This window comes from Sporosarcina sp. FSL K6-6792 (genome assembly GCF_038004885.1).
In the GTDB taxonomy this organism is placed as follows: Bacteria; Bacillota; Bacilli; order Bacillales_A; family Planococcaceae; genus Sporosarcina; species Sporosarcina psychrophila.
Map to the genome: position 1 here is coordinate 2,975,022 of NZ_JBBOSA010000001.1, position 20,269 is coordinate 2,995,290.

At 40.8% G+C, this 20,269-nt stretch carries 21 protein-coding genes; 3 read left to right on the forward strand and 18 right to left on the reverse strand.

The window, feature by feature from the left end:
- Positions 1–3: 3 nt before the first annotated feature.
- The 9 genes from yycF to rpsF all read right to left on the reverse strand — a co-directional run bounded on the left by yycF (position 4) and on the right by rpsF (position 9,109).
- Positions 4–714, reverse strand: a complete 711-nt coding sequence (yycF, locus tag MKZ26_RS14535) for a response regulator YycF (RefSeq protein WP_067204140.1) — start codon at positions 712–714, stop codon at positions 4–6.
- Positions 715–976: 262 nt separating this feature from the next.
- Positions 977–2,449 (reverse strand): M23 family metallopeptidase, encoded by a 1,473-nt coding sequence (locus MKZ26_RS14540; RefSeq protein WP_340766623.1) that lies wholly within the window; start codon positions 2,447–2,449, stop codon positions 977–979.
- 411 nt (positions 2,450–2,860) lie between these two features.
- Positions 2,861–4,216, reverse strand: coding sequence for a replicative DNA helicase (gene dnaB, locus MKZ26_RS14545; protein WP_067204134.1), 1,356 nt, complete (start codon positions 4,214–4,216; stop codon positions 2,861–2,863).
- Between the two features lie 15 nt (positions 4,217–4,231).
- Positions 4,232–4,681 carry a 50S ribosomal protein L9 gene (rplI, locus tag MKZ26_RS14550; RefSeq protein WP_187046287.1) on the reverse strand — a complete coding sequence of 150 codons (450 nt, stop codon included), beginning with the start codon at positions 4,679–4,681 and terminating at the stop codon, positions 4,232–4,234.
- Positions 4,681–6,657: a DHH family phosphoesterase gene (locus MKZ26_RS14555; protein WP_340766624.1), complete on the reverse strand. Its 1,977-nt coding sequence runs from the start codon at positions 6,655–6,657 to the stop codon at positions 4,681–4,683. The genes rplI and MKZ26_RS14555 overlap by 1 nt, the downstream gene beginning before the upstream one ends.
- Before the next feature lie 12 nt (positions 6,658–6,669).
- Positions 6,670–7,725, reverse strand: a complete 1,056-nt coding sequence (locus MKZ26_RS14560) for a YybS family protein (RefSeq protein WP_340766625.1) — start codon at positions 7,723–7,725, stop codon at positions 6,670–6,672.
- A gap of 86 nt (positions 7,726–7,811) precedes the next feature.
- Positions 7,812–8,048, reverse strand: a complete 237-nt coding sequence (gene rpsR / locus MKZ26_RS14565; RefSeq protein ID WP_067204122.1) for a 30S ribosomal protein S18 — start codon at positions 8,046–8,048, stop codon at positions 7,812–7,814.
- Between the two features lie 168 nt (positions 8,049–8,216).
- Entirely contained in the window at positions 8,217–8,762 is a 546-nt protein-coding gene (gene ssb / locus MKZ26_RS14570; RefSeq protein WP_067204120.1) for a single-stranded DNA-binding protein, read from the reverse strand.
- Between the two features lie 59 nt (positions 8,763–8,821).
- Entirely contained in the window at positions 8,822–9,109 is a 288-nt protein-coding gene (gene rpsF / locus MKZ26_RS14575; protein ID WP_067204117.1) for a 30S ribosomal protein S6, read from the reverse strand.
- 148 nt (positions 9,110–9,257) lie between these two features.
- Here rpsF and MKZ26_RS14580 point away from each other — a divergent pair, with 148 nt between their 5' ends.
- Together MKZ26_RS14580 and MKZ26_RS14585 are read left to right on the forward strand one after the other, a co-directional pair.
- Entirely contained in the window at positions 9,258–9,839 is a 582-nt protein-coding gene (locus MKZ26_RS14580) for a DUF3267 domain-containing protein (RefSeq protein ID WP_340766626.1), read from the forward strand.
- A gap of 182 nt (positions 9,840–10,021) precedes the next feature.
- The gene (locus MKZ26_RS14585) at positions 10,022–10,162 is read left to right on the forward strand and encodes a hypothetical protein (RefSeq protein WP_340766627.1); all 141 of its coding nucleotides are present in this window, start codon (positions 10,022–10,024) and stop codon (positions 10,160–10,162) included.
- A 460-nt stretch (positions 10,163–10,622) separates the two neighbouring features.
- Here MKZ26_RS14585 and ychF read toward each other — a convergent pair whose 3' ends face one another.
- From ychF to MKZ26_RS14600, 3 genes are all read right to left on the reverse strand, one after another.
- On the reverse strand, positions 10,623–11,723 hold the full coding sequence (gene ychF / locus MKZ26_RS14590) for a redox-regulated ATPase YchF (protein WP_340766628.1): 1,101 nt from the start codon (positions 11,721–11,723) through the stop codon (positions 10,623–10,625).
- Positions 11,724–11,889: 166 nt separating this feature from the next.
- Positions 11,890–12,087, reverse strand: a complete 198-nt coding sequence (locus MKZ26_RS14595) for a DUF951 domain-containing protein (RefSeq protein ID WP_340766629.1) — start codon at positions 12,085–12,087, stop codon at positions 11,890–11,892.
- A gap of 4 nt (positions 12,088–12,091) precedes the next feature.
- On the reverse strand, positions 12,092–12,982 hold the full coding sequence (locus tag MKZ26_RS14600; RefSeq protein WP_340766630.1) for a mechanosensitive ion channel family protein: 891 nt from the start codon (positions 12,980–12,982) through the stop codon (positions 12,092–12,094).
- Positions 12,983–13,056: 74 nt separating this feature from the next.
- Here MKZ26_RS14600 and yyaC point away from each other — a divergent pair, with 74 nt between their 5' ends.
- Complete coding sequence (gene yyaC / locus MKZ26_RS14605) at positions 13,057–13,698, forward strand: spore protease YyaC (protein WP_187046284.1); 642 nt, start codon at positions 13,057–13,059, stop codon at positions 13,696–13,698.
- On the opposite strand, the gene MKZ26_RS14610 is transcribed toward yyaC, so the two are convergent.
- From MKZ26_RS14610 to mnmG, 6 genes are all read right to left on the reverse strand, one after another.
- Positions 13,609–14,313, reverse strand: a complete 705-nt coding sequence (locus MKZ26_RS14610; protein WP_340766632.1) for a DUF554 domain-containing protein — start codon at positions 14,311–14,313, stop codon at positions 13,609–13,611. The genes yyaC and MKZ26_RS14610 overlap by 90 nt on opposite strands.
- A gap of 263 nt (positions 14,314–14,576) precedes the next feature.
- Complete coding sequence (locus MKZ26_RS14615) at positions 14,577–15,416, reverse strand: ParB/RepB/Spo0J family partition protein (protein ID WP_340766633.1); 840 nt, start codon at positions 15,414–15,416, stop codon at positions 14,577–14,579.
- Entirely contained in the window at positions 15,409–16,170 is a 762-nt protein-coding gene (locus tag MKZ26_RS14620) for a ParA family protein (protein WP_067204101.1), read from the reverse strand. The genes MKZ26_RS14615 and MKZ26_RS14620 overlap by 8 nt, the downstream gene beginning before the upstream one ends.
- A gap of 195 nt (positions 16,171–16,365) precedes the next feature.
- Positions 16,366–17,229: a nucleoid occlusion protein gene (noc, locus tag MKZ26_RS14625; RefSeq protein ID WP_067204099.1), complete on the reverse strand. Its 864-nt coding sequence runs from the start codon at positions 17,227–17,229 to the stop codon at positions 16,366–16,368.
- A gap of 94 nt (positions 17,230–17,323) precedes the next feature.
- Positions 17,324–18,040, reverse strand: a complete 717-nt coding sequence (rsmG, locus tag MKZ26_RS14630; RefSeq protein WP_067204096.1) for a 16S rRNA (guanine(527)-N(7))-methyltransferase RsmG — start codon at positions 18,038–18,040, stop codon at positions 17,324–17,326.
- Positions 18,041–18,359: 319 nt separating this feature from the next.
- A complete protein-coding gene (mnmG, locus tag MKZ26_RS14635; RefSeq protein ID WP_340766634.1) occupies positions 18,360–20,249 on the reverse strand; it encodes a tRNA uridine-5-carboxymethylaminomethyl(34) synthesis enzyme MnmG in 1,890 nt (629 codons plus the stop codon).
- Positions 20,250–20,269: the final 20 nt, after the last annotated feature.

The following is a 20,269-nucleotide window of genomic DNA, read 5'->3' on the forward strand; positions in this document are numbered from 1 at the left end:
TAGTTACTCCTGTTCTGGGTCACGTAAGTAATAGCCAACGCCACGTCTTGTCACAATCCACGTTGGATTACTTGGTGCATCTTCAATCTTTTCGCGCAAACGACGGATTGTTACATCTACGGTTCTCACATCTCCAAAGTAATCATAACCCCATACTGTTTGTAAGAGGTGCTCACGCGTCATAACTTGTCCAATATGCTTCGAAAGATAGTGAAGAAGTTCAAACTCTCGATGTGTCAGTTCAATTTTTTCATCTCTTTTTAGAACAAGGTAAGCATCTGGCTGAATAATCAGGTTGCCGACTGTAATGTCATTTGTAGCCCCTTCTTGCTCTTCCTCAACAGATTTCATATGCCTGCGTAAATTTGCTTTCACACGAGCAATGAGCTCACGTGTTCCAAATGGTTTGGTGACGTAATCATCTGCTCCAAGTTCCAAACCAAGTACTTTATCAATTTCCGAGTCTTTCGCTGTTAACATAATAATCGGGAAGTCATATTTTTTCCGGATTTCTCGGCATACTTCCATACCATCCCGCTTCGGTAGCATAATATCAAGAAGTACTAGATCAGGCTTAACTTCTTCTACCTTTTCAAGCGCCTCATCTCCATCGTATGCACAAAAAACAGTGAAACCTTCTTTTTTTAGATTAAATTCAAGTATATCAGCAATTGGTTTTTCATCATCAACAATTAAAATTACTTTGTTTTGCATTTTATCTTCCCCCATCTCGCCCTGTTGGCGCCTCTATAAGTGTCCTTTTACTCTATCATTCTTCGCGACGCTTCGCACGTTTCTACTGTCGCATCAAAGTCGCCATCTTCTCCTTGCATTCTCACTATTTCCCGGGCAATATACCCCGAATATTGTCGAATGGAACATTCAAAAAAAGTAAGCGCTTTGGTAGACCCGACGAGTAGGAGTCTAAACGTTAAAAAAAGACGATACAACATGTGTATCGTCTTTGGTTATCTAATTATCTTAACACGCTCATGGGGTTAATATTGGAACCGTTCTTGAATACTTCAAAATGAAGATGGACGCCCGTTGAACGACCTGTCGACCCCATTACACCAATTTTTGTTCCCTGTGATACAGTTTGTCCCTCACTAACCTCAATCGAAGAGAGATGGGCATACAAAGTTTCATAGCCATTGTTATGTGTGATGACAACCCGATTTCCATATGTGCTGTGCGATCCTGTAGTTGTAACAACTCCATTATCTGCTGCTACAATTCCATACGAGGATGGACGTGCAATATCAATACCTTGATGCGTCCTACCCCAGCGAGTACCCATTTGACTAGAAACATATCCTCCAGATGCAGGCCAAATGAATGTACCTGATCCTCTTGAAGGAATCACTTTCGTTCCGACAACCGTCACTTTGTCTACTGCTTCAGCAATAATATTTTCCTCAGAAACAGACCTGCCTATCGTTTGACCATTTCGTTTACGAATAAGTTCTGTAACAATTTTTTCCCCGTCAGAACCTTTCTTTGTTACTTTCTTTTCGCCTTTAAATAAGGAACTGTCTTCTTCAGTTAAAGTTGCATATTTAATAGCTTCTTTTGTTTTCGTTTCATAATGAACTTCCACTTCTACGTACGGTTCAATAGCCGTAACATTGAGCTCGTCGCCTAATCTAAGAACCTTATCTACTGTAAATCCTGGATTTATTTCTACCAATTTAGCCGTTGTCATATTGTGAGCGGCAGCAATTGATCCAAGGACATCACCTGAACTTACTACATACTTCTTCTCCTCAAGTGTCCCCTTATTAAGGAGAACCATGGCTTCTTCTGTACTTCTTACCTCTTTTGGAGATACATTCCCCGGTACCGCCTGCATCTCACCGCTAATTAAGATGTTTACGATACGCGTTTCATCTTCTTTCAAAGGGGGTATTGGTTCAGAAGAAGCTTTGCGGGCTTCGAATTCATTAAGCTTCTTCTCAGAAACAGATTGTAATTTCAACTCGCGAATCACTTCATTATACGTGGCCATATCATTAACGTAGAATGCCAGTTCTTCGTCAATTAAAACGCCGATTGCTTCCGCTTCCACGGACAGCATTCCATGAAGTTTTTCTAGGACAATGTCATCGTCTGTTTCTGCTGTAAATACCCGCTCTGGAATCACCGATAAATCTGTTCCTATTGTAAGCGGAAGATTCTTAAATTCAGAGGCTGCTTTTTTCAGCTCTTCTTCTTTCAATTCTTCCAGCTTTTCTTGATCAGCTATAACACCCACATATTCCCCTTTTGAATAGATATGGAATATGGTCGAGAGGTCCTTACTCTCCTCTTCATTCGCAAAACCTGAATTTACCCCAAGTCCCGCTAAGATCATTGTCATAACGAGGATCTTTTGAGTCTTTTTGAAAGGACGAATAAATTTGGGTAATGCCTTTTTTGTTTCGTCCTGTTTATTTCTTTTGAAAAACATATATGAAACTCCCTCCATATTTCAATCAGAAGACTGATATAGATCATTTACAGTATGCAAATTTTCACGCCTCTCTAATTTAACATATCCGGTACCATTCTTGTAGTATTATAGGACTTTGTAATGAGAATGTAGAATAGCATCCATTTATTAACTATTAATTTTGTAATGATAGAGGGTTCTCTTAACTTTCTTTTCTATCACATTACTCGACTATTACCTTGCTATTTATACATTTAGCGTTCTATTCGACAATTTATTTTTCATTGTTTCGACTTTGCTACGTCACTTTCAGGTATTTTTCGATAAAAAAGAAAGACGTCTTGTCTACCGGGAAACCTCGGTATCACAAGACGTCTTTCTCTATTTGATGGTGTTATTTCCAAAGACCCGAAATAATGTTTGTGTTTATCAATAATCCGGAGATTCGTGCTGACTCCAGTCAATATTGACAAATTTGTTGTATTCCTTTGCAAAAGCAAGAGTTACTGTACCTGTTGGACCATTCCGTTGTTTGGCTATGATAATTTCAATCATATTCTGATTTTCTGTTTCTTTATCATAATAGTCCTCACGGTAGAGGAATGAAACGATATCCGCATCTTGCTCAATACTCCCTGATTCCCGGAGATCGGACATCATCGGGCGCTTATCCACGCGTTGCTCAACACCACGTGACAGCTGAGACAGTGCAATAACCGGTACTTTCAATTCCCTCGCAAGTGATTTCAACGAACGGGAGATTTCTGAAACTTCCTGCTGCCGGTTTTCACCGGGCTTAGTGCCGCTTCCTGCAATCAGTTGCATATAGTCAATCATTATCATGCCCAAGCCGTGCTCCTGTTGCAAGCGACGGCATTTAGAACGAATGTCATTGACACGGATACCCGGCGAATCATCGATGAAAATACCGGCATTTGAAAGGCTACCCATTGCCATCGTAAGTTTACGCCAGTCTTCCGCTTCAAGAGCACCTGTACGAAGCACTTGTGCATCAATATTACCTTCCGCACAAAGCATCCGCATAACAAGCTGCTCCGCACCCATCTCCAAACTAAAGATCGCGACGTTTTCATCGGTTTTAGTCGCAACATTTTGCGCCACGTTCAATGCGAATGCGGTCTTACCAACAGACGGACGCGCGGCAACAATGATTAAGTCATTGCGCTGAAAACCAGCTGTGATTTTATCTAAATCCCGGAAACCTGTTGGAATACCTGTAACATCACCTTTTTGCGTATGAAGAAGTTCGATACTGTCATACGTTTCAACAAGGACGTCTTTAATATGACGAAAATCCCCAGCATTTTTCCGGTTGGATACTTCCATCATTTTCTTTTCCGCTTCAGCTAAGAGTGCCTCTACTTCGTCCTCCCGCGCGTAACCGTCTTCAACGATTGAAGTAGCCACACGAATAAGGCGCCGTAAAAGTGCTTTCTCTTCAACGATACGGGCATAATGCACAATGTTAGCTGCTGTTGGAACAGAGTTGGCAATCTCCATCAAATACGAAATACCGCCGACATCTTCCAGTTCTTTTTTAGCAGATAGTTCTTCCGTGACCGTGACAACGTCAATTGCCTGACCTTTGTCACTTAGAATAATCATCGTTTGGAAGATTTTCTCATGCGCCATCCTATAGAAATCTTCTGGCATAAGAAGTTCTGCCGCTGTAATGAGCGCTTGTGGTTCAAGGAAAATTGCCCCGATAACCGACTGCTCCGCTTCATTATTATGTGGTGGGACGCGATCAATCATCTGATTCATCTACCCAATCTCTCCTTATCCTTCTTCCACTACATGTACTTTAAGTGTTGCCGTCACGTCTGGATGAATTCTGATTGGAACATTCGTGAAGCCAAGTGCACGGATTGCATCCGGTAATTCCATTTTACGACGGTCCACTTTTATACCTTCAGTTTTATTTAATGCTTCAGCAATTTGTTTTGTTGTAATTGAACCAAATAGCCTTCCACCTTCACCAGATTTAGCTTTCATTTCTACCGTAATTTTATCAATTTGCTCTTTTAGCTCTTTTGCTTCTGCTAATTCTTCTGCTGCATCTTTAGCGACCCGATTTTTTTGACCTTCAAGTCTGCTAATATTCCCTGGCGTTGCTTCAACCGCCAATTTATTTTTCAGTAGGAAGTTTTGTGCGTACCCCACAGATACCTCTTTCACATCACCTTTTGCTCCAATACTTTTTACGTCTTTCAATAAGATCACTTTCATTATGAATTTCCCCTTTCCATCTTTGTATTCAGTACAGCCGTTAACATTTCTTTTGCTGCTTCCACAGACTCAACATCGAGCTGGCATGCTGCGTTCGTCAAATGGCCGCCGCCTCCAAGTTCCTCCATGATGAGTTGAACATTCAATTCACCGAGAGAACGGGCGCTTATTCCTATTTTACCATCTGCACGGGATGCAATGACGAATGAAGCTGCGACGCCTTGCATTGTAAGAAGAATATCAGCCGTTTGAGCTATCAAAACTGAACCATAAACGACTTGGTTCTCTCCTTTTGCAATGGCAATCCCCTCGTCGGACAATTCAACAGTTTCAATCAGTTTAGACCTCAGGACATAAGTAGCGATATCCTCTTTTAACAGGCGCTGAACGAGTATTGTATCTGCTCCATTGGTTCGCAGATACGATGCTGCTTCGAACGTCCTTGCCCCTGTGCGGAGTGTGAAGCTTTTTGTATCGACGATAATACCCGCTAGAAGGGCTGTCGATTCAAGCATCGTAAGTTTTTCTTGTTTAGGCTGGTATTCAATTAATTCGGTTACGAGCTCCGCAGTGGATGACGCATATGGTTCCATGTAGACAAGCATCGTGTTCTTGATAAACTCTTCTCCACGTCGATGGTGATCAATGACGACAACCTTCTCTGCTTTATCGATAACTCGTTCATCAATGACCATACTCGGTTTATGCGTATCAACAACAATGATCAATGATTTCTCTGTAATCATCGAAAGCGCCTCATCGGGCGTGATGAATTGATTGAACAGATCCGTATCACGCCTAATTTCGTCCATAAGCCGTGTTACGCTTCCATCAAGTTCATTGAAATTGACGACTACATATCCCTCAATATTATTCTTACGTGCCATTTTCCGAACACCAATTGCTGCACCGATTGCGTCCATATCAGGCATTTTGTGACCCATGATAAATACTTTATCACTGCCTTGAATAAGATCTCGCAAAGCATGTGAGATGACTCTTGCACGAACACGGGTCCTTTTTTCAACGGGATTTGTTTTACCGCCATAAAATTTCAACTTCCCGTCAGAACGTTTGATGGCCACTTGGTCACCGCCGCGTCCCAATACAAGATCTAAACTCGACTGTGCCAGTTCGCCCAATTCGATTAATGAAGTAGATCCCACACCCACACCTATACTTAGTGTCAGTGCCGTACTCTGCTTAGCAGTTGTTTCACGAATGTCATCTAAAATCGAGAACTTTGTTTTTTCCAAATCGGCCAATGTTGCCTCGTTAAAGACAGCCAAGAAACGATCAGTCGCAATTCGTTTTACAAATATCCCATTCGTTGTTCCCCAGCTATTTACAAGTGAGGTTACCAAAGAATTAAGCTGACTTCTTGTCTGATCATCCATCGCCTGTGATACTTCATCATAATTATCGACAAGAATAATACCGAGAACTGTACGGTCTGCATAATAAAGAGTCTCCATCACTAGTTGCTCCGTAATATCAAATAAATAAATAAGTTTTTCTTCTGCTTTATAAAAAACCTTATACGATTGTTCTCCAATCGTCAAAACATTATTTTCTATCTTTTCATTTTTTAAGATCGCATGAAACTGTCCAGATAGATCGAACAAGTCATCTCCGATAAGGGTTTCCTGATGTGCAAATACTTTTGCTGCGTATGGGTTAGCCCACTCAACAATATTTTTTTCATTAATAAGGATAATTCCAATCGGCAATTCAAGAAGTGCTTCTTCTCCGACTTTCTTCATCCTGTACGATAATGTTTCGATATGTTTCTCTGTTTCGATATAAGTCTGTTCTTCCATTTTCCATGTAAATCCCATTGTAACTATAAACAAGACGGAGAAAAGAAGCCCAGGCCAAAACTGGAATAAGAGCAGGAGCACTGCCGCCATCACGCCCAGAATCGACAATACCGTCAACGGATAGCGTATTGCTCTTTTTCTAAAAAATGACGTCATTGTCCCATCCCCTTATTTTGACTTGTCTTTTCTAAGCCAGGCACGTAGATTCACTCCCGTATCAAGTATCCCGAGCATCGTCGTTATCGGAGCCAGCATTAGTGCAAAAATCGTGGCCACAACTGTCGCTACTTTCGGTAACTTCATTTCATTTACATAGTAATGGATAAGTGAAACACCTTGCAGTAGAAACAAGAATCTCAAAACAGTAGTTGCGTTGACGGTAATCAGATATAGATTAGTGCCCGGCTTCACACCTGCAAAAAGCGTAATAAGAAGAATTGCCCCGTACAAAATCAGCGCAATCATTGGTAGTTTCATTTCCCGGAATGGTGGAAACTTGGGTACTTCAAATCCCAGTCGCTTTGCAACTCCAAGGTTTAGCGTGAGAAGAATGAAAGCTAACATGAAAATACTTATGATGAAGATAGATGGAATTGTGTACTCGTACATCTGAAACGTTGATGTAACGACTTCATCATAGCCATCCGGTACGCCGCCATAGTTAGCCATGAACGACTTCATCTGCTCTTTAGTATCCTCCATAACCGTCATTAACGCATCAATCATATTGAATCCGAAGAAAAGGACAGCCCCAACATAAACGCCCATCCCCGTGATAAGTAGAGTGAGTCCAGAAGCCATGAAGATATATAACTTTGATTTGCCCCTCACAATGGTTTCTCCAATAATGAATCCAAGAATTCCATGGACGAAAGCGATTGGAACGAGTAGAATACCTCCGATTAATAATGACAACACGATACCGGCCGCCAATGTAAGAAGGGACGAGTTCCTGTCGTATTTCAATCTGTACAAAATAATCGGTAACGCAATAAAGAACATAGTGACATTTCCGAGAAATGGCGTATATAACGATACCGCAAGCAAGATTGCAAATAGCGCAATCATCATTGCTCCGTACGTAATTTTCCTTGCATTGTCTTGCATAATATAGATTCCTCCGGTCTTTCGCTGGACGACTAATTCTATCCATACTTCTAACTTCCAATTACTATGGATAGTTGCTTCAATTGTATCATGATTATTGTTTTTAAACCAAACCAAGAACATATGTACTTCTTTTACCCGAATAAAAAGACCGCCCCCATACCGGTTGTGTCGGTCTGACGAGGCGGTCTATCTAAATAAAATTATCTTTCTTCCGAACTGAATGGAAGAAGTGCCATGATACGTGAGCGTTTGATTGCAAGTGTCAGTTTACGCTGATACTTCGCGCTTGTACCAGTTACCCGGCGAGGCAAGATTTTTCCACGCTCAGAAATAAATTTCTTAAGCATATCTGTATCTTTATAATCGATTTTAGTAATGTTGTTTGATGTGAAATAACAAACTTTACGGCGTCTCTTTCCTCCACGACGTGGTGCCATAGTTGTTCCCCTCCTTACTTAATTCATATTCGGCTTACGATAAGCGGCGCATTGCGTTGTCAACTTCGCTCATTCACATCCTCACGCGCCAAAGCACGCTCCGGTGTTCACTCACTCGTTTCCTAGCACTGCTTGCTTCTCGAAACCCTTATAATGACGGGTAGATTCTTAGAACGGCAGGTCGTCGTCCGATACTTCTATCGGACCTCCGCCTGTCGAGAATGGATCATCGTCAGTACGTGTGTAATTTTGCTGATTAGGCTGTTGAGATTGCTGGTTAGATTGTTTGTATTGTTGGTTTGACTGCTGATTCTGATAGCTCGGTTGTTCGCTTTGTTGAGAACCTTGGTAAGGTGCCCCACCGCCAGCTCCCGATCTATTTTCGCCAGATGCATTGCGCGGTTCGAGAAATTGTGTGCTGTCTGCTACAACTTCTGTAGTATAAACACGCTTTCCATCTTGTCCTTCAAAGCTGCCCGTCTGAATACGGCCATCTACTCCGACAAGACTTCCCTTTTTCAAGAAGTTTGCAACGTTTTCAGCCTGTTTTCTCCAAGCAACACAACTGATGAAATCAGCTTCTCTTTCGCCTGAAGCGCTTTGAAAAGCTCGGTTTACTGCTAACGTAAAACGTGTAACAGCAATACCGGTTTGTGTATACTTGAGTTCAGGATCTTTTGTCAATCGCCCTACTAAAACAACTCGGTTAATCATTAGAATTCAACCTCCCTCATCATTTTGTAAGTTTCACCTGTTCATTATTCATATATGGATTAATCTTCAATGCGGACAGTCATATGACGAAGAATATCTTCGTTGATGTTCGCAAGACGTGTAAATTCATCGATTGCTTTAGTTTCTGCATTCAACTTAATTAGTTGATAGAAACCTTCACGTAGATCGTCGATTTCGTAAGCAAGACGGCGCTTGCCCCACTCTTTCGACTCGATGTTTTCTGCACCATTAGAAAGAAGAACTTCGTCAAAACGTTCAATCAACGCTTTTTTCGCTTCATCTTCTACTGTTGGGCGGATAATGTACATAATTTCGTACTTTCTCATCTGTAGTCACCTCCTTATGGACTTGGGCCCTGCTGATTTCAGCGGGCAAGGAGTAAGTAATTATATTACTCACATCAGTACATATTAGCACAGTTCCATTCATCTTTCAACTATTTTCTTGTATACTTTTGAATAGAGGTGATTTTCATTGAATGAATTTCCTGTACCCGACAAAATAATTGAGATTGATTTACCAAAAGTGGCTAAGAGCAGCCTAGTTTTAACCGCAAGTGCTTTCGTTTTATTATGGTTTCTTAAAATTGTTATTGAAAGAGATTTTTCGTTTTCACTCAGCTTATGGACAATTGTTTTTTTCATTATAGGCTATATCCTGCTGATCATTCTGCATGAACTATTTCACCTGCTTGGCTTCCGTGTATTTGGTGATGTCCCATGGAAAAAGATGATTATTGGAGTCAATCTAAAAATGGGCATCGCGTATGCGACAACCGATCAGCTTATGACAAACCGTGCTATACGAAAAGCGCTACTGCTCCCCTTTTGGACGACAGGTATTCTTCCAGCCTTTATCGGTCTTTATATTGGAAGTGGTTTGCTAGTCAGCTTGTCTGCTTTATTAATAGGCGGGGCAGCTGGCGACTTCGCTATGTATAAGGAGTTGAAAGAACTGCCCGACAATTGGGTTGTGAAAGATGATCCTGAATTACCGAAACTTTATGTCTATTCACCTGACAAAGGGATTGAGTTGGAGAGCTACATTGAAAAATAAAAATGCCACTTTGGAATGTTAGATTCCAGAGTGGCGTTTATTTTTACTTAGACACGTCTATTGATTAACCGTTTTCTCAAATGAACCACCTATAAGAAAAGCATACAAATCTACATTTGTACTTGTACATTTCCGGCTCGCTTTGGACGAAATGATCACAACACCTTTACCGGGGGTTAAATGTGTCTGGAAATGACTTCGTCATTTCCAGACACATTCTTTTCGGTCATCTTGTTGCGATTATCCGTCCGCCGCATACCTACAGCGTTCAAGTGATAAATGCAGCTACTTTGGAGGATGAAAGAATAACTACCTTTCTATAAAGATTGCAAGTGCCCGAAGATGAAATTTCGGGCACTCCTCACTTTTTAATAAATCGAACATAGAAGTATCAGTGTGGTGAGTTATAGAAAGGTACACTACCTTAAATTTGAAAAAGGAAATGCTATAAAGAAGGAGTAAGCAGCCAAAATTGCATCTTTGGCTGCTCCTCTAAGGATAGGAAAGTGCCTATTCACTCGTTCCCAAAAGCTTTGGCACTTATAGTGTACTTGTAGCTTTGGAGAGCGACGGACGGACGAACGACCCCCATACGATTAACGGAAAAACTGTGTAGGGATACGACAAAGTCGCATCCCTACACAGCAAAAAATCCCGATAATTGTATAGTAGTCGTTCAGTCCATAGCGATCCGAAAGCACCTATACATAGGACGTCTAATGTCTTATCACAAAAGTAAGCAATCGCTACTGGTTAACTTTGGTTAATCAACATATATGGTACTTAAACGTTAAAACGGAACAGCATAACGTCGCCGTCTTTAACAATGTATTCTTTTCCTTCAAGACGAACTTTTCCTGCCTCTTTTGCAGCAGCCATTGAACCTGTTGCAACTAGGTCATCATATGCTACTGTTTCAGCACGGATGAAGCCGCGTTCGAAGTCAGTGTGAATGATTCCAGCACATTGCGGTGCTTTCATCCCTTTACGGAATGTCCACGCACGAACTTCTTGTACGCCCGCTGTGAAGTATGTTGCAAAGCCAAGAAGCTTATAAGATGCTTTGATAAGTTGATCGAGGCCCGATTCCTTGATACCCAACTCTTCAAGGAACATCGCTTTTTCATCATCTTCAAGTTCAGCCATTTCTTCTTCGATTTTTGCACAAACAACAATTACTTGTGCACTATCTTTTTCCGCAAATGCGCGGACAGCTTTAACATTCTCATTATTGTCTGCATCTGCAACTTCATCTTCCGCAACGTTTGCTACATAGAGCATCGGTTTAATCGTCAAAAGGTTCATCCCTTTTGCAAGGATAAGTTCCTCGTCACTAAACTCAACAGAACGAGCAGGTTTTTCATTTTCAAATGCTTCTCTTAATCTAATCAAGATTGGTTCTTCTGCCATTGCCACTTTATCTTTCTGTTTAACCATTTTGGTAACACGTGCCAATCGTTTTTCAACGGCTTCCATATCTGCAAGAATCAATTCAAGATTGATGATTTCGATATCATCGATTGGATCAACTTTACCAGCTACATGTGTTATATTTTCGTCTACGAAGCAACGGACAACCTGACAGATTGCATCCACTTCACGGATATGCATAAGGAATTTATTCCCTAGCCCTTCACCTTTGCTTGCTCCTTCAACAATTCCTGCGATGTCTGTAAACTCAAATGCAGTTGGTACTGTTTTTTTCGGAGTTACTAGTTCTGTAAGTTTATCTAGTCTTTCATCAGGTACTTCAACGATTCCAACGTTCGGATCAATTGTACAGAACGGATAGTTTGCCGCCTCTGCTCCTGCTTTTGTAATCGCATTGAATAGTGTAGATTTACCTACGTTTGGTAGACCGACGATTCCAGCTGTTAATGCCATTCGTTCCACAACCTTTCATTTAGCTTTTTAAGCGGTACTTTCGCTTAAAGAAGCCTCCATTATATGTTCATTCTTTTACTCATACATTCCATATGCAACTCTTCCATTATAAGGACAGCAGGCCTAGTTGTCCATCTGCTAGCGGAACGCCTGGAATCTGAACAGCTTAAGATTCAGCCTTTACAAGCAGCTTTTTCATCTTCTTTGCAAATTCATTGCGCGGAATCATTACGCTATGGCCACATCCTTCGCATTTAATTCGAATATCTGCCCCCATCCGAATGATTTTCCATGCGTTCGTTCCGCATGGATGCTGCTTTTTCATCTCAACAATATCATTTAACCCAAAAACTTTTTCCACCATTTATCTACACCTCATTTTTCGGTTGATACATCACCATTTTGGGATATGGTATTTCAATACCATTCTGATCCAGGAATACTTTCAAATCCCTGCGTAATTGCCTTGCAATTGCGTATTGCATCACAGGCTGGGTTTCTGCTGTAATTCTCATGATAATTTCAGATGCTCCCAAATCTTGTACGCCTACGATAGTTGGCTGTGATATCAGCGCTTCATATCCAACAGTTAAATTTGCAAGATACTCTTTCAACAGTTTTTCCGTTTTCGCGATGTCTGTTTCATATCCAAGTCTAATATCCACTATAGCCAGTGAATTATTAATTGAGTAGTTCACGACCTCTGAAATATTTCCGTTCGGGATGATATGTACTTCCCCGCCATACGCACTAATTTTTGTCGTACGTAAACCAATTTCTTCAACCGTTCCAACTGTTAAACCAATTTGTACATAATCACCCACAGAAAATTGATCTTCAAAAATGATGAAGAAACCGCTGATAATATCCTTCACAAGACTTTGGGCACCAAAACCGACTGCCAGACCTAACACTCCAGCCCCTGCAAGAATTCCTGTAACATTGATTGTAAATGCAGAAAGGATTGCTAGAATTGCTGCGAAATAGACGACATATGACAATGTATTTTGAAGCAGCTTAACCAATGTTGTTTCACGGCGCTCTGTATAGCGCAAGGCGCCTTTCAGTCTCACCTTGAATGCACGGCTAATAACGCTTTTACCTATTTTGACTACAATAATGGATAACAGGATAATGAAGAAAACTTTAAGTGCCAGCATGCCAATATCAATCCAAGTTTCTGAATTAAATAGTATGTTACTTGCATCTTCTAATTCTTCTTTCAATTTTTTAATGTCTTCATTTACGGTTACTGCCACAATCCTCTTCCTTTCGTATAATAAATCACTTGCAAGCGTAGACTGAGTTATAAAAAAAGAAATGGAGTTTTTTCATGCGATCTACTCTTTCTACACCATATGATTATCGCATTCACCATAAGGAGACAGGTGCCGTTTGGAAACTCAGTTCATTATTCCTCCAGCACATTCCATTCGAAACCCAAGATCTCACTTTTTTCTGTATCGGAACCGATCGATCTACCGGTGACTCGCTAGGGCCACTTACCGGTTCTTTCCTATCCGAGTCTCCCCTGTTCCCATTCACTGTAATCGGGACATTGGAAAGTCCATTACATGCCTTAAATCTACAACAGCATATTGATGAAACCAGACTCACTAATCCCACTGCTTTCATCGTAGCAATTGATGCATGCCTAGGACAAGTAAGTTCTATCGGACAATTACTTTTCAATAGTGGACCTATACACCCTGGCAAGGCAGTCGGTAAGGAGCTACCCCCAGTTGGGGACGTATCCATTAAAGGCATAGTCAATATCGCCGGGTTCATGGAACATGCCGTTTTGCAAAGTACTCGCCTCTACCTTCCATACGAGATGAGCCGCACTATTGCTCGGGCATTGCAACTTGCACACGGGCGTCTTAAATCAAAAGAAGTGTACGATAGTAACAGCAACTCCAACAACAAGGATACCTGGAATCAGGTTGGCAACTCTCACTTTAGTCAAACCAATTAAATTCAAACCGATAGCCAAAATCATTAATCCACCTGTCGCTGTCATTTCAGAGATGAAGAAGTTCAGTAAATCATCCGGAACGAAGCGACTTATTTGAGTAGAAAATAACGTGATAATTCCTTGATAAAAAAATACAGGAATTGCAGCAAACGCGACACCAATACCTAGCGTTGAGCTTAAAATGATAGCAGTGAAACCATCAATAATTCCTTTCATGACGAGGACATCATGATCATTTCTCAGACCGCTATCAATAGCACCGATAATGGCCATCGATCCAACAACAAAAATCAACGTAGCTGTAACAAACCCTTGCGCAATGCCCGGACCTTTATCACTTGCCGGTATCTTGCTCTCCATCCAGTGTCCCAGATCATTCACTTTCTTATCGAGATCCATCCACTCACCAATTACTGCACCAACGACAATACTGATAATAACAATCAGTATTTGCGTACTTTCAAAAGTCATTTGTATGCCAATGACAGCAACCGCAAACCCAATTCCATACATGACAGTCTCTTTCATCCGCTCGGGTATATTATGTAGAAATCTTCCTATGAACGCACCTGCAACTATTAAAAGAACATTCACAACTGTCCCAAATAAAATCACTTTTTCACTTCCTCTCAATCAAATACGTCGAGGCGTATTTGCGTCCAGATTTTTAATTGAGCTTGCTCAATTAACTCCCTTCAAAATCTGTGACATCCGCCGGAGGCTTTGGGCCAACGAGGAGGAATTTCAGTTCATTCCTCCTCGTTGCCGCAGGACGCGGCGATCTTAAACTGAGTTCTAAAATTCAGCGGGGTTGGATTCCCGCTGAGTAAAGTTAAAAATAAAACCTATTTTGCACAGTCGGCAAAATAGGTGCATCCTTATTCGTTCAATAATTCAAGAATACGTTCGAGATCATCTTCAGAGAAGAATTCGATTTCAATTTTACCTTTATTCTTTGTTTTCTTTATTGATACGTTTGTCCCGAAATAATCACGCAGATTTGACTCCCGCTCGGCAAGGAATAAGTCTTTATGCTTTTCTGGTTTAGTTTCACGTGGAACATCCTCATTCATTTTTTGAACCAGCTTTTCTAATTGGCGGACGTTAAGTCCTTCTCTTAGTAGCCGTTCTGCCACTAAAGCGATTTGTTCTTTCTTACGTAGACCAAGTAATGTTCGACCATGCCCCATAGAAATTTTACCTACAGTAATATAATTTCTTACTTTTTCAGGCAATGAAAGTAAACGGACATGGTTTGCGATGTGAGGTCTACTTTTACCGAGTCTAAATGCTAGTTGTTCCTGTGTAAGACCTAGATTTTCCATGAGGCTTTGATAAGCTTCAGCCTCTTCTATTGGCGTTAGGTCTTCCCGCTGTAAGTTTTCAAGAATCGCAAACTCCATTGTTTCTTCGTCCGTCAAGATACGGACAACCGCTGGAACTTCAGTTAGACCTGCCATTTGTGCTGCACGGAATCGTCTCTCACCTACAACAATTTCGTAGGCCGTTCCCATTTTCCGAAGAATAATTGGTTGAAGAATACCATGTTCTTTAATGGAAGCACTCAACTCTTGAATAGCATTTTCATCAAATACTTTCCTTGGTTGGTACGGATTGGCCTTAATACTTTTCACATGAATGTGTTCGACAGACTCTACTTTCGCTAGTGACTCTCCAGGAAATAAAGCATTTAATCCTTTTCCAAGACCTTTAGCCATTGCGAACCACTTCCTTTGCCAGATCTAAGTATACTTCTGCACCACGTGATCTTGAATCATAAATGATAATCGGTTCTCCATGACTCGGTGCCTCACTCAATCGTACATTTCTTGGAATAATCGTTTTGTATACTTTATCTTGAAAATACTTTTTCACTTCATCTATCACTTGAATCCCTAAATTTGTTCTTGCATCGAACATCGTAAGTAAGACGCCATCAATCATTAAGTCTTCATTTAAATGTTTTTGAACAAGCCGGATCGTACTTAGTAGTTGACTTAAACCTTCAAGGGCATAATACTCGCACTGGACTGGGATGATAATTGAATCAGCCGCGGTCAGTGCATTTATTGTTAGTAAACCAAGTGACGGTGGACAGTCGATAATGATGTAGTCATACAGATCTTTTGCTTCCTGAATAGCATGTTTCATCCGTACTTCTCTGGATATAGTTGAAACTAGCTCAATTTCTGCGCCTGCTAGGGATATAGTTGCCGGCACGATATCAAGGTTTTCTACTTTAGTCGAACGAATGACATCTTTTATATTAACATCATCTATTAGAATATCATAAATGCATTGTTGGACTTCCCCCTTGTTAACGCCTACCCCGCTCGTTGCATTCCCTTGCGGATCGGTATCAATCAAAAGAACTTTTTTGCCTATATGAGCAAGGCAAGCACTTAGATTTACGGATGTTGTCGTTTTTCCGACGCCTCCCTTTTGATTGGCTATCGCTATAATTCTGCCCACACCTGCACCTGCTTTCCTGCACTTTTATTATTCTTTTATTCTTTCAATTTTGTAACTTCTTCTAGTTTAACAAAAAAAACATTTTTTGTAGAGAAATATGTAGAAAAAAGACTCTTGCTATGTGAAGCAAGAGTCTTTTGTTAAAAAATAAGAAAGTATAAGTTTTTCAGGTCTATCAAGGCACTTGGACATTTCTTATTTCTTTTTCGGTATTTTAACAGTGATTATATAAAAATCATCTGAATCTTCTTCTTCTGTCTTTACATCTATCCCACTTTTAGTAACGAGAACTAGTGATTGTCTAATAGTATTAAGAGCAATTCGTACATCTTTACTTACCGATTTTCTCCGAGGTGCTGTCTTTTTATCTTTTACATTCTCTGGAGGGTGTAAAACCTGAAAGATTCTGGCTTCTAGTTGTTTGACATTCAACTGCTGTTCAATTACTTCCTTAAATAGTTGTGACTGTAATTCGCTGTCCTTAATTGGAATAAGTGCTCTTGCATGTCGCTCCGATATTTCTTTTGTTAATATTCCATTCTTGATTTCATCGGGTAATTTCAGTAAACGCAATTTATTAGCAACAGTTGACTGACCTTTTCCTAGTCTTTGCGCTAACGCTTCCTGTGTTAAGGAATGAAGTTCAAGAAGTTTTTCATAGGCATATGCCTCTTCAATTGCAGTCAATTCTTCACGCTGTAAGTTTTCAATAAGTGCAATGGATGCAGTTTCTTTATCATCAAGGTTTCGAATGATCGCCGGTACTTCCGACCATCCCAATTTTTTCATTGCTCGATATCTACGCTCTCCAGCGATGATTTCATAATTTTCTTCGCCCATTTTCCGAATGACGATTGGTTGAATGACACCATGCGTATGGATTGTCCTCGCAAGTTCTTCAATCTTATCTTCAGAAAATATTGTACGCGGTTGAAATTTATTTGGATTTATTAACTCGATTTTCACCTGTTCAATTACTTCGTGATGAACCTCTTCCACTACTAGTGGATCTAATTCTTTATCTCCACTCCCAAAAAATCGTGAAAACGGACTTTTCATTCCCGGCACCACCTTTTCAATACTGCTCCCTAATTCTACTAATTCGGCATGGCGATAGTATATCCTCTTTACTCATTGTTCCACGTGAAACAGTTCACTGAATTGGCATTTTATTCGGAATGCCTGGTTTACGAGGATATTTTTTAGGAGTGATTTTCTCTTTATCAAAAACAAAGATATTTCGTTCACTATTTTCAATTGGCAAAATAAATGAGTATTGTTTTTTAATGGTAGCCCCGAGAACAGAAAGTGCTTTTTTTGCATCTAAAAGTTCGTCTTCTGCGGCTGCTCCCTTCATCGCAATGAAGATTCCACCTTTTTTAGCTAGTGGTATACATAATTCAGCTAAGACAGACAGACGTGCAACCGCACGAGCAGTGACGATATCGAACTTTTCACGATACTTGGAGTCTTGTCCGAAGTCCTCAGCTCTTGCATGAACGAAGTGCACATTTTCTAGCTGAAGTTCTTCAGCTAATACTTTCAGAAAACCAATTCTTTTATTTAATGAATCCACAATAGTCACGTCTAAGTTTGGAAAACAAATTTTCAAAGGAATACTTGGAAATCCAGCTCCCGCGCCTACGTCACAAATTGTTTTTGGTTCATTCAAATTAATATAAAAAGCCGCGGATATAGAATCATAGAAGTGTTTTAAATAAACTGAGGGCGCATCTGTAATCGCTGTCAAGTTCATCTTTTCATTCCACTCTACCAAGAGTTTAAAATACTGGTTAAACTGAGCTATTTGCGTTTCACTCAATTCAATACCTTGTTCTTTTAAAGCTTGTATAAATTGTGCAACATTCATCAATATTCCCCCTTAAGAAAAGCGTAAGCGGCCCGCCTAGATGCGACAGGCATAAGACGAAATGACGGCACGGCGCCCTTTGCCGTATAGTCAGATCGACTTATGACCCGAGCATCTGGCCGCTGGAGTCTAGACAATAAGAAAAGCGTAAGGCGTCGTTCAGCCCCGACAGGCACAAGACAATTTGCGAGGAGGCGTTCTTCAGCCACCACAGCAAACTGTCTTGTGACCCCGAGGAGCTGACGCCTGGAGCCTAGACAATAAGAAAAGCGTAAGCGGCCTGTATTAACTAACATAACACAAGACCGCATTAGCTAATTTAACCCGAAATTTTGGCTATTCTTCCTTGTTCGATATAGACAAGAAGAATTGAAATATCGGCTGGATTAACGCCGGATATACGAGATGCTTGTGCAATGGATAATGGTCTTACTTCGCTTAGTACACTTTTAGCTTCCGACGCGATGCCGGATATAGCATTATAGTCGATATTATCGGGTATTTTTTTGTTTTCTAGTTTTTTCATTTTATCTACTTGTTGCAATGATTTTTCAATATACCCTTCATACTTAATGAAGATTTCAACTTGCTCTTCTACTTCTTTTGATTTCTTTTCTTCTGGTGGAACCATTCTTTCTATCTGGCTATATTTTATTTCAGGACGTTTTAGAAGGTCTGCTGCTTTCATCGGTTCTCTAAGTTCTGAGCCGCCTGTTTCACGTATGATGTCTTGAACATCACTATTAGGCTTAATCGTCACTTTTCGCAGTCTGGCAATTTCTTCTTCAATCTGTTGCTTTTTAATAATATGCGCATCATGTCGTTCTTCACTAATCATACCTATTTGGTACCCAATTTCAGTCAGGCGCATGTCCGCATTATCATGACGCAACAACAGTCGGTATTCGGCACGTGATGTCAGAAGTCTATATGGCTCGCTTGTCCCTTTTGTAACAAGATCATCAATAAGAACACCTATATATGCGTCAGCACGCCCCAGGACACGTTCTTCTTTCCCGAGAGCACGGGAAGCTGCATTTATACCGGCCATGATTCCTTGACCTGCTGCCTCTTCATAGCCAGATGTACCGTTAAGCTGACCAGCTGTATATAAATTACGAATTCTTTTGGTTTCAAGTGTAGGCCATAGTTGCGTAGGGACGATTGCATCATACTCAATTGCATAACCTGCACGCATCATTTCCGCATTTTCAAGTCCTGGTACGCTTGCAATCAATTGTTTTTGAACGTGTTCCGGCAAACTTGTCGATAATCCTTGAACATACACTTCTTGCGTATTACGGCCTTCGGGCTCAAGGAAAATCTGATGACGTGATTTATCAGCAAATCGTACAATTTTATCTTCAATTGATGGGCAATAGCGGGGCCCTTTCCCTTTAATCATTCCGGAATACATCGGTGATAAGTGAAGGTTTTCATTAATAAGTTCATGTGTTCTTGGCGATGTATATGTCAGCCAACATGGTAGTTGATCAGTGATGAATTCAGTCGTTTCATAACTGAATGCCCACGCTGTATCATCTCCTGGTTGGATTTCAGTTTTGCTATAATCAATTGTTCTACTATTCACACGAGGCGGTGTCCCTGTTTTGAATCGCACCATGTCAAAACCAAGTTCGCGAATATTGTCTGCAAGTTTAATTGAAGGCATTTGGTTATTCGGTCCGCTTGAATATTTTAGGTTACCAATAATAACTTCACCGCGCAGGAATGTCCCCGTTGTAATGATGACTGTCTTCGCACGGTAAATTGCACCGACTTGCGTAAGTACACCTTTTATTTCATCGTCTTCCACGATTAGTTCTTCTACAACACCTTGGTGAAGTAGTAAATTTTCCTGTTCTTCCAGGAGACGTTTCATTTCCGACTGGTAAAGGACTTTATCAGCTTGCGCTCGAAGCGCTCGAACTGCTGGTCCTTTTCCTGTATTTAACATCCGCATTTGGATGTGTGTTTTATCAATTACTTTCCCCATTGCACCGCCCAGTGCATCAATTTCACGGACGACAATCCCTTTAGCGGGACCACCGAGTGACGGATTACATGGCATAAAGGCGATCATGTCGAGGTTCATTGTAAGTACGAGCGTTGTTGCACCCATTTTGGCAGCGGAAAGTGCCGCCTCAACTCCCGCATGGCCAGCTCCAATAACAATAACATCGAACGTGCCTGCTTCAAATTTGGGCATGTTCTTTTCCTTCTTTCTAT

Coding starts and splice junctions, on each gene's coding strand:
- ychF (WP_340766628.1), bottom strand. CDS start 11,723: ATGGCATTAACAGCTGGAATCGTCGGTCTACCAAACGTAGGTAAATCT.
- MKZ26_RS14540 (WP_340766623.1), bottom strand. CDS start 2,449: ATGTTTTTCAAAAGAAATAAACAGGACGAAACAAAAAAGGCATTACCC.
- mnmG (WP_340766634.1), bottom strand. CDS start 20,249: ATGCCCAAATTTGAAGCAGGCACGTTCGATGTTATTGTTATTGGAGCT.
- dnaB (WP_067204134.1), bottom strand. CDS start 4,216: ATGAATCAGATGATTGATCGCGTCCCACCACATAATAATGAAGCGGAG.
- rpsR (WP_067204122.1), bottom strand. CDS start 8,048: ATGGCACCACGTCGTGGAGGAAAGAGACGCCGTAAAGTTTGTTATTTC.
- yycF (WP_067204140.1), bottom strand. CDS start 714: ATGCAAAACAAAGTAATTTTAATTGTTGATGATGAAAAACCAATTGCT.
- MKZ26_RS14555 (WP_340766624.1), bottom strand. CDS start 6,657: ATGACGTCATTTTTTAGAAAAAGAGCAATACGCTATCCGTTGACGGTA.
- ssb (WP_067204120.1), bottom strand. CDS start 8,762: ATGATTAACCGAGTTGTTTTAGTAGGGCGATTGACAAAAGATCCTGAA.
- rplI (WP_187046287.1), bottom strand. CDS start 4,681: ATGAAAGTGATCTTATTGAAAGACGTAAAAAGTATTGGAGCAAAAGGT.
- rpsF (WP_067204117.1), bottom strand. CDS start 9,109: ATGAGAAAGTACGAAATTATGTACATTATCCGCCCAACAGTAGAAGAT.
- noc (WP_067204099.1), bottom strand. CDS start 17,229: ATGAAAAGTCCGTTTTCACGATTTTTTGGGAGTGGAGATAAAGAATTA.
- yyaC (WP_187046284.1), top strand. CDS start 13,057: ATGCGATCTACTCTTTCTACACCATATGATTATCGCATTCACCATAAG.
- MKZ26_RS14595 (WP_340766629.1), bottom strand. CDS start 12,087: ATGGTGGAAAAAGTTTTTGGGTTAAATGATATTGTTGAGATGAAAAAG.
- MKZ26_RS14615 (WP_340766633.1), bottom strand. CDS start 15,416: ATGGCTAAAGGTCTTGGAAAAGGATTAAATGCTTTATTTCCTGGAGAG.
- rsmG (WP_067204096.1), bottom strand. CDS start 18,040: ATGAATGTTGCACAATTTATACAAGCTTTAAAAGAACAAGGTATTGAA.